This window comes from Candidatus Moraniibacteriota bacterium (assembly GCA_016699795.1).
Classification (GTDB): Bacteria; Patescibacteriota; Minisyncoccia; order Moranbacterales.
In genome coordinates this window covers 168,031-180,716 of the sequence record CP065011.1, presented here as the reverse complement: position 1 = coordinate 180,716, position 12,686 = coordinate 168,031, and the positions used below count along the sequence as shown (strand labels likewise).

At 35.0% G+C, this 12,686-nt stretch carries 10 protein-coding genes; 7 read left to right on the top strand and 3 right to left on the bottom strand.

All coding sequences use genetic code 11. The annotated features are described in order from the left end of the window. Nucleotides 1–17: 17 nt before the first annotated feature. The 7 genes from IPN70_00875 to IPN70_00845 all read left to right on the top strand — a co-directional run bounded on the left by IPN70_00875 (nucleotide 18) and on the right by IPN70_00845 (nucleotide 8,379). Nucleotides 18–698 (top strand): hypothetical protein, encoded by a 681-nt coding sequence (locus IPN70_00875; GenBank protein QQS61475.1) that lies wholly within the window; start codon nucleotides 18–20, stop codon nucleotides 696–698. 127 nt (nucleotides 699–825) lie between these two features. Further along, complete coding sequence (locus IPN70_00870; GenBank protein ID QQS61474.1) at nucleotides 826–1,683, top strand: hypothetical protein; 858 nt, start codon at nucleotides 826–828, stop codon at nucleotides 1,681–1,683. Nucleotides 1,684–1,930: 247 nt separating this feature from the next. Then, the gene (locus IPN70_00865) at nucleotides 1,931–2,704 is read left to right on the top strand and encodes an SAM-dependent chlorinase/fluorinase (protein ID QQS61473.1); all 774 of its coding nucleotides are present in this window, start codon (nucleotides 1,931–1,933) and stop codon (nucleotides 2,702–2,704) included. 6 nt (nucleotides 2,705–2,710) lie between these two features. Continuing rightward, the gene (locus IPN70_00860; protein QQS61472.1) at nucleotides 2,711–3,670 is read left to right on the top strand and encodes a radical SAM protein; all 960 of its coding nucleotides are present in this window, start codon (nucleotides 2,711–2,713) and stop codon (nucleotides 3,668–3,670) included. Between the two features lie 11 nt (nucleotides 3,671–3,681). Next, the gene (locus IPN70_00855; protein ID QQS61471.1) at nucleotides 3,682–4,449 is read left to right on the top strand and encodes a hypothetical protein; all 768 of its coding nucleotides are present in this window, start codon (nucleotides 3,682–3,684) and stop codon (nucleotides 4,447–4,449) included. Nucleotides 4,450–4,931: 482 nt separating this feature from the next. Beyond that, nucleotides 4,932–5,051, top strand: a complete 120-nt coding sequence (locus IPN70_00850) for an adenylyl-sulfate kinase (protein QQS61837.1) — start codon at nucleotides 4,932–4,934, stop codon at nucleotides 5,049–5,051. A gap of 421 nt (nucleotides 5,052–5,472) precedes the next feature. Next, on the top strand, nucleotides 5,473–8,379 hold the full coding sequence (locus IPN70_00845) for an isoleucine--tRNA ligase (GenBank protein ID QQS61470.1): 2,907 nt from the start codon (nucleotides 5,473–5,475) through the stop codon (nucleotides 8,377–8,379). Nucleotides 8,380–8,383: 4 nt separating this feature from the next. Here IPN70_00845 and IPN70_00840 read toward each other — a convergent pair whose 3' ends face one another. Genes IPN70_00840 through IPN70_00830 form a run of 3 tightly spaced genes read right to left on the bottom strand, consistent with a single transcriptional unit; the run spans nucleotide 8,384 to nucleotide 12,390 of the window. Then, nucleotides 8,384–10,075 (bottom strand): hypothetical protein, encoded by a 1,692-nt coding sequence (locus IPN70_00840; GenBank protein ID QQS61469.1) that lies wholly within the window; start codon nucleotides 10,073–10,075, stop codon nucleotides 8,384–8,386. Then, the gene (gene asnB, locus IPN70_00835; GenBank protein QQS61468.1) at nucleotides 10,072–11,820 is read right to left on the bottom strand and encodes an asparagine synthase (glutamine-hydrolyzing); all 1,749 of its coding nucleotides are present in this window, start codon (nucleotides 11,818–11,820) and stop codon (nucleotides 10,072–10,074) included. The genes IPN70_00840 and asnB overlap by 4 nt, the downstream gene beginning before the upstream one ends. 3 nt (nucleotides 11,821–11,823) lie before the next feature. Next, nucleotides 11,824–12,390, bottom strand: coding sequence for a hypothetical protein (locus IPN70_00830; GenBank protein ID QQS61467.1), 567 nt, complete (start codon nucleotides 12,388–12,390; stop codon nucleotides 11,824–11,826). Nucleotides 12,391–12,686 lie beyond the last annotated feature (296 nt).

The following is a 12,686-nucleotide window of genomic DNA, read 5'->3' as shown; positions in this document are numbered from 1 at the left end:
GTGGGAGGAACACAGCGATGACAAATATAGGCAGTGAAAGTCTTTTAAGAGGAATGAGAAATTGTTTCTCTATCTTACATTCGGTAGTTACGGGGTCTCAAAAGATCATACAACTGAGTAATGTTTCTATTCATGAAGAAAACATTCCTGAAAAAGGAAAGGTGAATTTCTATTTCTTTCATGGGGCGATTCAAGAGAGAAAGAAATTTTTTCCTCACGAAGATAGTGCTTATTGTAGCTTCCATCCGAACTCTTTGGTTACCAGTGCTTTCGTAAACGGAAGACAAAAAGATTTTCCATGCGAGTTCGGATACATTCTTCACCCAAAAGAAATCGTAGAAGAATTCAGATTTACTGATGGGAGCTTGGAAGCTCTTGAATCAATGGCTATTCAAATTGCCAGTCATGAGATTCGTCATGAAATTCAATTACATCATAGTCTGGATCCTTTGTGGTTTCGAAGAACATTTCCTCCTATCAAGATATCTTCCGAGATACTTTTTGATTGGAGAGAAACCAAGAAGAATATGAAGTTTTTTTATGACATTGGGTATGTTCAGAGGGGCTTACCTTCTCCTTATTTGGAATACGAACTTGATGCCATTATTACTTCTTATCTTTCACTTGCCCAATGGTATAGAGATGATAGAAGTGAAAGAGAAAAATTTGAGGAAATAGCTCAAATTATCTGGAGCTGATTACTCAAAAACCGTGTAGAAAGGAAAATAATATTTCTTTTTGCGCGGTTTTTTTATAACAAAAATTAAAAAAATAAGTGAAGTGTGCACGATTTTTTATTGACAGAAATACATTTAGTCGATACTTTTGAGCTGGAACATCGGTGGTACTTTGTCAAATCATAAAGAGGAAAAGTTGGTGAAAAAATACACACTTCTTGTTTTGGCGTTATTTCTTTTCTTGATGGCGTTTTCCTTACAAGCGGAAAATGAAAACGAAGAGATCTCTTTGTATCAAGAAATGAAAGATACTAATCTTTGGTGCTATGCACAGAGAACATGCTGGTCTCGAATACTACGAAGCGCGGATCCTTGTAATACTTGGAGTAGGCCGAGCTGGCAAGATGGCCCTGGCGCGATACAAACACCTCAACTGCAAGGAGGAAATGCGAGTCATAATTTAACTCCTGCCGAAATTGTTTATTATTCGGTGAGAGAAAATAGTTCTTCGGAACTGGGTTTTGTGGTGAATCCTGTTCTCATTCTCACATACTTGGAAAATGCTTCTTTGCTAACGCAGGGTTTGTATTGTGGGGATTTTGAATTTAGACTCCTCAAATCCGTGGGGTATGCCAAAGATATAACGAAATATAATGGATTTTATCCTCAGATTGTGGCGAGTACGTATCAATGGAGGCTTTATCAAGAACGAGAGTTACCTTTTGAAGATGCGCAGAAGCTCTATCCCTTTCTTTCGATGAGATCTTTCAAAGAGGTTTATGCTAAAAATGTTCGAATTATGAACAAAATAGCAAAAACAAACTTTAGCGAATATCCTTTTTCTCAAGGTTATTATCAAGATTTTTTTGATTTCGTGGGAATAGGTGATATTCAAAAGTTTTTTGAGGTAAATAATTCTCCTCTGAAGAATAAAAATCTTTTCAAACGTCTTCCTCTGCGGGGGAGTGAAGTTGATTATTCCAATATGAATGAATATTGCGAATAACTCTAGACGAGAAATTAGATTTTCTTGAGACCGATTGAAGAAAATCGGTCTTTTTTGTGGATTTTTCACTTTTGTCTTTTATAGAAAAGTATTACAATAGAGGTATAACTTAGTTAATACGTTACTGTAAATCACAAAACTATTGGGGCATTTTCCTAGGAATAACCCTAGATGAGTTATATAATAGCCAGATTGCGTGATACTAATATTCTTAGCGTGCTTTAATTACCTAATTTTAACATTAAGTGTGAACAAGAAAAAACCAGTTAAACATGTTGTAGTCATTACAGATTGCAAAGATGTTGCATTTTGTGAAATTAGAAGACAAATATTATCTGAGTGTGAAAAGTTGGGCAATAGCTATACAGAGATTGAGCCTCTTATTCCCGCCGAGGAATTTTCCATAACGAATGGAGCATTTCTTACACGACTGATGGCAGAACATTATAAGGAGGACGTTATTTTTATGTTAATTCTTAACCCATCCCAACAGAGACCAAAAAGAATTTTTGGCGAACTTGCGAATGGTATATATTTTGAAGGTGCGGATACTGGAACATTGAATTGGTTATTTGATGATTTTGGTATAAAATCTCTATATGAAATAAAAGAAAGTAAATTTTATCCGTTCGGAGGCAAGTATGTTCATTCTCCAATGGTTGCCAAAATAGCATCAAGGATTTCATTTGAAGAATATGGAAAGGAACTAAGTAAAGACGAATTGTGCGACTTTTCTGTTAAAAAAGGTGTCGTCGTTCATATTGATAATTTTGGGTTAATGAAAATAAAAGATCAATTCCCTGATTATCCAGAAGGAACAAAAGTGAGGATATTTGTAAATGGAAATGAATCTATTGAGGTCATAACTTCAGCGCGAATGATGGATCATGATACCGGAACTTGGGTACTTTATCCCGGAAGTTCCATGGGGTTACCTGAACTAGGAAAAGTCAGATGCACGGATAGTGCAAGAGAACTTAACATTCGAGTCGGAGATGTAATAACTTGGGAAAAAATATAAATATTTATGCTATTAGAGAATACAAAAGATTTTCATGTTTCTATGCCATTTTATGAAATAAGATTATCGGTAACGGGAGCATGTAATCAAAATTGTATATATTGCGGACCATTCGTAGATGGAAAGTATACGCGAGGATATGGATTTATTCCATTAGAGCAAGTCCGGGAATTTGTTAGTGAACTAAAAAATATTATTAATGAGAAAAATCTTCACATCCAGATAACGGGTGGTGAACCAACGTTAAGAAAAGACCTGGTGGAAATATTTAGCATATTGAATCAGTATGTGAAAGATGTTGGGATGACTACTAATGGTTCCAGAATGACTCTTGAGTTAGCTGATGATTTATTGAAAAATGGATTATCTGATGTTCATATACATTTGCCATCTTTAGATAAGGACATATATGAAAAAACGACAAGAGCGAGATTTGATAAAGATGGTCTAAAAAATACTTTGGATTCAGCATTATTCATCAAATCAAGGGGGGGCAGAATAGAGTTCAATACTCCGGTAACTGAAATAAATATATCGTCATTACCTAGCTTATTTGATTTTTGCTATAAAAATAAGATAAATTTAAAGCTAATAGAAGAATTGAGGCTTGATGATTCTCCTCATGTTAGTGTTGAATTAATCAAAAAAATATTAGCCGATTGGATTAAATTAAATAAAATTGCTTATGATGAGACAAAAATAAAAAATAGATATGGGATTATTTATGATTTGGATAAAGATTTCTTTTTTAGGATTGCTCCCGTAGACGAAACTTTTAAAAATAATTTGACAAATACTTCTGAACAAATATTACTGGATGGAAGATACTGGGTTGGTGGCAATAATAATAATTATATTTTCACGCCATCCTATTCATTATCTCCCGCGAAGGGAACGATAACAGACTTGAAGAAACAAGTTGAAATTATATCAAAGAAATATGATGAAGCTTTAGTTAAAAACTAACGAAAGAAACGATGATAAATAAATATTCTAAACCGATTGTGGTGATGATGGCTTATGCACGGTCCGGAGGGACTTTGCTTAATAGATGCATTGCTAGTATTCCCAATACTTTTGTTTTATCTGAGGTAAGTATTGAAGCTTTGTGCCCTAGTTCTTGTAGCACGATTAAAGAGCAATCTAAAGAATGGTACGGTTTGGAATTGAAGTCGGAAGGATTTATTGAAAACATAACTGAAATATATGAATATTGTATTTCTAAAAATTTAACTCTAGTAGTTCGCGATTGGACATTCGGAAGTTTCGTACCATCCCGATATAATAATTTTAAACCATCTAAATCATTGGCTACGCTTGATGCGCTATTCAAATTTTTTCCGGTTATACCGATTGCTTTTGTTAGAAACGCTATTGATGTTTGGCTTTCTCTTAATGCTTCTCCAAGAACATTTTATGATAAAAATCTTGATTTTTTATATGAGCTAACAACAAGCTTAGTAGGAAAGGAAGTGATGATATTTAAGTATGAAAATTTCTGTAATAATCCCATTCAAGAAATGAAAAAAATTTGTGGTCACATTGGAATCAATTATAGCGATCTTTTCCTGAATTACGCTGATTTTAAAAATGTGACAGGTGATATTGATTTGCCTGGTCATTCTCGTGGAATAGAAAGGGGAGAGATAGGGTTACTTCCACGAAGAGAATCATTTACTCTTTTCTTGGATGAAATAAACTCAAAAACTAAAGCGAATAAGATAAATCAGATTTTAAAGTACTGATAAAACCGTTAAATTAATTAAGGATGAATTCAGCGTATTCATAAATGCATGAGTAAATCATTATGTATAGGTCGTTAGCAACCGTTTCACAGAGGTCATAATGCTCCCATTAATGTTGTTCTAAATGAATGTGGCAGCGTCGTCATCGCTGCTAGAGATACTCTAAGATTTTATCTATCTTTATCTGGTTGAAGAATGAATGGCGAGGATTAGAAAGGAGTATGAGGGTGATGAAAATGTTTAGTAGCTATTCCTGATATAAAGAAGTTTTTTATAGTCGTGATGCTGGCTGGGGAATCAGGAGGATTAGAATGGAAAAGCAAATTGAAGAAATCTCAGTAACCAAGATATGAGACAGCAAAAAAAGAATTATATAGTAAACTGGGAATGTTAATTCAGGTAAGACCTTGCTCGCATATTTGCTAAAGGATCGACTAAGTGCTGTAGTTCTTGATGGAGATGAATCGCGTGTATCAATTTAAATAGATCTAGGATTTAGCAATGAAGATAGAAAGGAACACAATATGCGAGTTGCGCGATTGACAAAAGTTCTTAATAGCCAAGGTTTTAATAGGGTCGTTCCTGTTATAGCACCTTTTTAATCAATACGGGATATGATTACAAAACTGATTAATCTCTTTTGGATTTATATACGAAGTGAAAAAATTGGTAAGGATATGCATTACGAAATTCCAAAACATCCAGATTTAACGGTAGATCCGTCAAAGGAAATCATTATTTGAGAGTCTTGATAAAATAGTTAAGAAGATTGGTAATTTGCCTAATATTTAAAAAGAAGTATTATATATATAAAGCGCTTGAGGGACTATCAATCCCAATGCTGTGAAAAGAAAGCCTATTAGGCAAGTAGAATCCACCGGGTGGCCCGTAATAGCCATAATCAAGCTCCATATAAATATTGGGGGAATTAAGGTGGTACCACGATTTTCAATCGTCCTTATACATTATTTGTGTAGGGATTTTTATTTTTATGTTAGTTAAATATTATAAAATGATAATTTTATGTTTAAAAAGGTAGAATTAAGAAAAAAATATTCAGAAATGGAACAGGAGATGATTAAGTTTTGGAAGGAAAATGATACTTTTAAAAAGTCTGTGGAGATGAGAGATAAAAAAGATGCGTATGTTTTCTATGACGGACCTCCTTTCATAACAGGAATTCCTCATTATGGGACATTACTTTCTTCGATCGTGAAAGATGTAGTGCCACGGTACTGGACTATGAAAGGTAAGCGAGTAGAAAGGCGTTGGGGTTGGGATTGTCATGGTCTACCTGCGGAAAATTTGGTAGAAAAAAAACTAGGCATTAAAGATAAACGTGACATTCCAAAAATTGGATTAGAAAAATATATTCAAACTTGTCATAGAGAAATGGTTCAAGGTGGTAGTGTTTGGGAAGATACAATTGAGAGAATCGGCCGCTGGGTAGAATTTAAAAATGCATACAAGACCATGGATAAAGAATACATGGAAAGTGTTTGGTGGGCATTTAAGCAATTGTATGAAAAAGGAAAAATATATGAAGGTGAAAAGGTTCTAATGTATTGCACGCGGTGTGCGACTCCGATTTCAAAAGCTGAAGTAGCTATGGATAATAGCTATAAGGTGGTAACTGATCCATCGGTTTATGTGAAATTTCAACTTGAAGGCGAAGAAAATACATATTTATTAGCCTGGACAACGACACCTTGGACATTATCGGCCAATGTAGCCTTAGCAATAGGTGAAAAAATTGACTATGTAAAAGTTAGATATAATAACAAAAAAGGGGAGGAAGAAATTTTTATTTTAGCAAAAGAAACTTATGAAAATAAGAAGGAAGTTTTATTTGTTGCCGTTAAAGAATTGAATTCCTTGGATGTTCCGCCTACTCCACCGAAGATAGTCGGAGAAATTAGTGGTGCGGAATTAGTCAATAAAAAGTATAAGCCTCTTTTTAAAAATCATGGGGATAAAGCGCACAGAATCATTGGTGCGGATTTTGTGACAACAGAAGATGGAACAGGTATTGTGCATATCGCTCCGGCTTTCGGAGAAGATGACTATGTGGTTGCTAAAAAAGAGAAACTGCCAGTCGTAAATACGGTTGATGAAAACGGAATCTATGTCGATGGAAGATGGAAGGATAAAAATGTTTGGGAAGTAAATAAAGAAATAGCCAAAACTTTTTTGGTGGATGATGTTGTATTAAAAATTGACTATGTCCAGCATGAATACCCACATTGCCATAGGTGTGGTACGAAGTTGATGTACCGAGCTCATCCAAGCTGGTTTATGGATATTGACGGGCAAAGAAAAGAGATGTTGGAAGAAAATGAGAATATCAACTGGTTCCCGGATCATTTTAAGGAAAAGCGGTTTAGGAATACTGTGGAAACTGCTCCCGATTGGAACTTAAGTCGTGATCGATTTTGGGCTACGCCTATTCCGGTTTGGCGCGGAACACAATCTGACGGAACAGTAGTAACAAAAGTCGTGGGTAGTTATGCAGAATTAAAGGAACTTTCGGGCGTAGAACTTGGAGATTACCATTTGCCTTATGTCGACAAAATAACTTTTGAAATAGATGGTATTGGGATGAGAAGAATTGAAAAAGTTATGGACTGCTGGTTTGAATCGGGGTCAATGCCATTTGCTCAATTTCATTATCCGTTTGAGAATAGGGAGAAGTTTGAAGAAAATTTTCCGGGAGATTTTATTTCTGAATATGTTGGTCAAGTTCGTGCGTGGTTCTATTACCTACATGCCGTATCAGTGGGTCTTTTTGGAAAGGAATCTTTTAAAAATGTCATTGTAACTGGTACGATTGCGGGTTCGGATGGTAAAAAGATGTCAAAATCTTTAGGTAATTATACGGATCCGAATGTTTTGCTTGAGAAATATAGTGCCGATGCCTTGAGATACCTCTTGATAAGTTCACCACTGCTCAATGGTGACGATTTTGCCTTAATTGATAAGGATGTTTCTGATATTCAAAGAAAATTGGGCACCTTGTGGAACAGTTATGGTTTTTTCGTCATGTACGCCAATGTAGATAAATGGTCTCCTCAAAATTTAGGCGAGAGACCTCAAACAATAAGCTTGCTGGATAAATGGATTGTATCAAAGTTGCATAAACTTATTAAAACAGCTGACGAAAACATGTTGGCTTATGATTTGCCAAATGCTACGAAACCAGTCATGGATTTTATTGATGAATTATCTAACTGGTATATTCGCCGCAGCCGAAAGAGATTTTGGAAATCTGAGGATGATGGTGATAAAGAAGCTGCTTACCAAACATTGCACTATGTTTTGGTGGAATTATCAAAGGTTATGTCACCATTTACTCCATTTATTGCAGAAGAAATTTATAAGAACTTAGCAAATGAAGAATCTGTACATTTGGTTGACTTCCCTGTGGCTGATGAAAAATTGATTGACGCGGAGTTAAATGAAAAAATGGATAATACCAGAAAAATCATTACGGAGGCTTTGCAATTGCGTGCAAAAAATGGAATCAAGGTCCGACAACCACTTTCCGAATTGATAATTACGAACTATGAAATGCAGGAAGATTTTATAGAAATTATGAAAGAAGAGGTTAATGTCAAAAATGTTGTTATTAAAAGTGGACCAGAAAATAAGGTTGAACTAAATATTGAAATTACTGAGGAGTTGAAAATGGAAGGCAATGCTCGCGAGATAATTAGAGTTATTCAAGAAATGCGCAAAGAAGCGGGATATGAAGTTGATAATCGTATTCGAGTCGGATATGATGGAATGGAAGAAATTTTCAATAAGTTTGGAGAAATGATTCAAAAAGAAGTTTTGGCAAATAATATCCAATCAAACTTGCTTTCAGAAAATGATATCAAAAAAGAATTCTCAATTGAAGACAAGAAAATTATAATAACGCTTAAGCGGTAGGATGTTATGTTGGTATCGGTATCACTACTTCATAGCTTAGTGGTAAATTTTTGCGTTTTTCTTTTGAATCCATAATACTTGCTACATAAACTTTTCCAGATATTTGTGCTAATTTTTCATATGTAGTTAAACGCATAATATCACCAGGCGTTATGATTTGGGTAAATAATTCTTCGCGCACAATTAAGTTTTTTGAATCTGATTTTTTATATGGATGCGGAATTTTTTCGATTATCTGTTTGCCGTAGGGGATGGCAGCTACTGTAGCCCATTGTTTTCCTTGCTCTTTAGATGATAGCATTAGTGATTTAAGGCTCTCTTGATTAATGAATTTATCAATTTCCATTTCGGCATTTCTTAACATTTTCCTTTTCCAGTTTTCTAGAAAGCGTCTTGCTTTATAACGAACGAGCTGATTTTCTTTTGAATCTTTAATTTTATCGGCTATAACTTCTTCTGGTGAGATAACCGATTTGATTCCAATAATATTAAAGTTGGGGGGTGGTATATATTTTTTAATTTCCTTTGGTGAAATGTAAGAATTATGCCCGTCATCATATCTGCCGAGAGGGAAAATATCATAACGGTTATGTGCTTTAGCATATGTTGCTGACGGTGTTTTTTTTCGTATATATTTAACCTCTCTGTAAATAATATTTTCAAATTCTTTAACCAATTTTGTCGTTTCTCCTATGCGATCATAAAACACTAAAAATGCGGGAGAAATTACAGTTTGATAGACACCAGGATAAAGCTTTTCATTAGAAATAATATAGCCTGGCATATTAGAAATAAATCCGCCTGATTCTAATTCCTGTCCAGCAATTACTGATTCAAAACGTTGGCCGTCAAAAGTATGACGCGCATGGCAAGGGTGCCTAAAGGGATCTATTCGAAAATCGCGCATAATGTACTGCATATCCTTTCTTGTTTGAAGAGATTTTTTTAAGTCAGTATAAACCATTTTTTCGAATACTGAACGAGTAACAAAGTGATTGCTTACGATAAAAGACTTCCCAACAATAGAAAATTTTTGGCTGAATACGTCAGCAATATTGTTGCGGTTGAGTTTTTGGAAAACCTTTATTCGATCAAGAAATTTTTCTTTCTCTTTAACGGGAAATAGCTTGTCATTTATAAATTTTTTCCAGGAAGCCTTTTTAAAGAACTTATTATTAATAACGATAAGCGTATCAATATCGGAAAAATCCTTAGTTTTTTTATTTTCGCGTATGCCGAAGAAGGGGATATAACTCATTGATCCGCCGATAATAATAGAATCTATACCGGCACCAAACACTTCTGGTAAGCGTTCCATGACTTGAAGACGTTCAAGTGTCGGAATAATGCCTTCGATGAATGAGGGTTGACGTTTACCGCAAATGACTTGTCCGGGACAACTAAGAAACTCAGGTAAGGATGTGGAGCTTATTATTTTTTTGAGTTGACGGCTAAAGTTTGAACGAATATTTATTGGTTTTCTATGCGCCGCAACATAGTATGCACGCTCACAAAGCCCGGCAATCCAGCCGGTAACCATTCTTTCTTTAGCAGGGCTACCAGAAAAAAATCCTATTTTATTTAGATAAAAAGTAATTTGCTCATGCCAGTTTTTTTCTGACATAGTTGTATATATTTTTTTAAAGTCAGTATGGAGACTATCAAGCAAAGCCGAAGATTTTTTATTATTGTTCATAAGGTTAAACTTAATTGTGTCATCCAGCGTTCTAAGGATAGAAGTACCCAAAGTCGCTGTGCGGAACGCTCGTGCTTATGTTCATTAATATAGAAATCATGCAGATAGTTATCAAGGATTTTTTCTGAAAAAATGGATCTTATTTTTGCATCAGAACCTAGTTTCGAATATACATACTCTTTCATTGTGGGGTTATTTAACCATCGTTCTATTGGAGCTCCAAACCCTTGTTTGCGGCGATAAACAAAATCGATGGGCATATATTCGGTAAGAATATCTTTGAGAATATATTTTTGTTCACCGTTACGAACTTTATATTCATAAGGTAGACTAAAAACAAATTCTATTAACGCTATATCCAGAAAGGGTGAGCGAACTTCAAGCCCATGCATCATGCTGGCACGATCCACTTTTGTGAGAATTTGACCTGGCAAGTGAGAGGTTAAATCAAATGTTGTAACATTATCAATAGAGGTGAAATTTTTTTTATAAGCATCTTTTATGATAATATCGTCATTTAATGCATCCGGGTATTTCCAAAGTAGTGATCTGTCAGAAGAGGGAAATGCGCATATTGATTGAAGGCGATTACGGAAAATATCTGATGAACCATGGTTTTGATTGGGTTTTTTATGTTTGAGATGCCACTTATATCCCAAAAATAATTCGTCAGCTCCGTCTCCGGATAATACAACTTTTACTTTTTGTGCCGCGAGTTGTGAAACAAGATGTTGTGGAAAATCGGATGTATCAGCGTGCGGTTCATCGAAATAGGAGATTATTTTATCCAATTCTTGCGTTATGCACCCATCGATGCGTGTTGTAAAATGTTCACCACCTATTTTTTCGCATACTTGCTTGGCAAAAGGGAGCTCATCATGATTATCATAACTGACAGAAAATACTTTAAGCGGGTGATTAAGCTCGCCAGCTGTAATAAGCGTGACCAATGATGAATCTAGTCCGCCGGAGAGAAATGAGCCTAATTCTACATCGGAAGAGGATATTCTTTTTTTTATTGCAGCATGAAGAAGTCTACGAACTTCAACCTTGGCGTCTTCGTATGAAATATCGATTTTCCGAGAAGGAAGTGTCCAGTACTTGTCGAGTGAAAGTTTCCCATCCTTGTAGACTCCACAATGTGCGGGTGGAATTTGATGAACATTTTTATATACTGATTTCCATGGCGGAATATACATCACCCTTAGAAAATTGTCGATAGCCTTATAGTCTATTTCCGGAACCAAAGTACCCGAAGCAACTAATGATTTTATTTCGGAAGCAAGAAACGTTGTGTCTCCATCAAAAAAATAATAATGGGGTTTTTTCCCCAATCTGTCCCGGGCAATAAATAATTCGTTTTGCTGATCATCCCAAATTGCGAAAGCAAACATTCCATCTAGATACTTTGGGCAATCTTTTCCCCACATTCGATATGCTTTCAAAATTGTCTCTGTGTCAGATTGAGTTTGAAAATGATATCCTACTTTTTCTAATTGATTACGTAATTCGCGATGGTTGTATATTTCGCCATTAAAAGTTATAGCTAATTTATCATCAACCATAGGTTGATTGCCAAATTTTAAATCAACGATAGCGAGTCGTCGATGTCCAAGCCAGCAATGGGGAAATGTTATTTCTCCTTGCCCGTCCGGTCCGCGATGCTTTAATTTCTGAAGCATAGCTTCAGTGTCATAGTGATTCTTGTTTATAATTTTTCCAGCAATGGCTACAATTCCACACATATATTATAGTCTCGCTAATGCGTTGAAAAAAATTTCCCAAGCATTAAGATAACTGGTATCTATGATTAAATCGTGTCCTGTTGTATCAACAATCGCATCTCCTTTTTCAATTCTTGCATCAAAATCTTCTTTTTTCATATCGGGATTTCTTTTCATTAACCTCTCTAATCTAACTTTTTTATTAGTAGTCAGATGTATCCAAAAAATTTTCTGTCCAAGTGTTTTTTTTAACTCTTTCGCCATTTTGACTGTTGGACATACAAAGCAACAATAATCTTCATTTCTAGTATGGTTAATCCATTCTTTGGGGCAACCGTAATAGGCTCCGCTAAAATATGCCGATTCAAGGGACTCTTGCAAATATTCTCCATTTAGAAAACGCGCTTTAAATTCATCTTCTACAATAAAAACCAAATCAACATTTTCAATTTCGCCGTTTCGCAATTCTCGGGTCATGTGTACAGGTAGTGGCTGAAGCTTAAAATGTACCATGAGACGACGACATAACGTCGTTTTTCCACTAACCGAGGCGCCTGTTATTATAATGGATTTATCAAGATTCTTTATCATAAATTTGAAATATTATTGCTCAAAAATGGAGATAATAATTTATTAATAAGGGCTCCATATATAAGTTCCTATTTTAGTAGGTGAGGATAATATTTATCTAATCCTATTATATATCAAAAGGCGATATTTGAAATTTTTTATAAATCTTTCAATTTCTTGACTATATGACACCTATAGAGTTTACGAAAAAATATAGTAAAGTGTCCAAGAGGTACTCATCTCGTACATTCACCTTTGTCTTTATATAGAAAAGTGTTACAATAGAGGTATAACTTAGTTGATACGTTACTGCAAAT